Below are 524 nucleotides of genomic sequence, written 5' to 3'. Positions count from 1 at the left end.
GAGACCATTTTTGAGAATAGGTTTATGCAGGCATTGGAGCTCATGAGGCTTGGGGCAGATATAAAAGTTGCAGGGGATACAGCAGTAATTAGGGGAGGAAAACCCCTTAAAGGTGCACCTGTTATGGCATCTGATCTTAGGGCAAGTGCTGCCCTTGTGCTGGCTGGACTTGCTGCACAAGGCAGAACCATTGTGAGGAGGATTTATCATTTAGACAGGGGTTATGAGAATATGGAGAAAAAACTACAAAAGCTAGGAGCGAAAATCTGGAGAGAAAAAGAATAGCCATTATTGAATCTTATATTTTTCCAGTCTGTATCTAAGCTGCCTTGGATTGAGTCCAAGTATTTTTGCAGCTTCTTTTCTATTGCCATGGGTTTTTTCCAGAGTCTTTAGTATGATTTTTTTATCTATTTCCTCTAAAAATTCATCTAGAGTTATTTCCCCCTTAAAAATTCTTCCTATGTCTTCTTCTTTGGAACTCACTGATTTTTCATAAATAATTATTGAAGAAGGGGTAATGT

The 524-nt window shown here is 38.5% G+C and carries 1 protein-coding gene and 1 pseudogene; one reads left to right on the top strand and one right to left on the bottom strand.

What is annotated here, in order from left to right:
• Window positions 1-285: pseudogene (locus ACYQ0O_RS13095) on the top strand (UDP-N-acetylglucosamine 1-carboxyvinyltransferase); the annotation flags it as partial.
• A gap of 3 nt (window positions 286-288) precedes the next feature.
• On the opposite strand, the gene ACYQ0O_RS13090 reads toward ACYQ0O_RS13095, so the two are convergent.
• Window positions 289-524 (bottom strand): helix-turn-helix domain-containing protein (locus ACYQ0O_RS13090; protein WP_459893784.1); only part of this gene is annotated, 236 nt, incomplete at its 5' end.

This window comes from Desulfothermus okinawensis JCM 13304 (genome assembly GCF_054654515.1).
The sequence above is the reverse complement of the archived record's forward strand: the minus strand, read 5'-3'. Positions and strand labels throughout refer to the sequence as shown.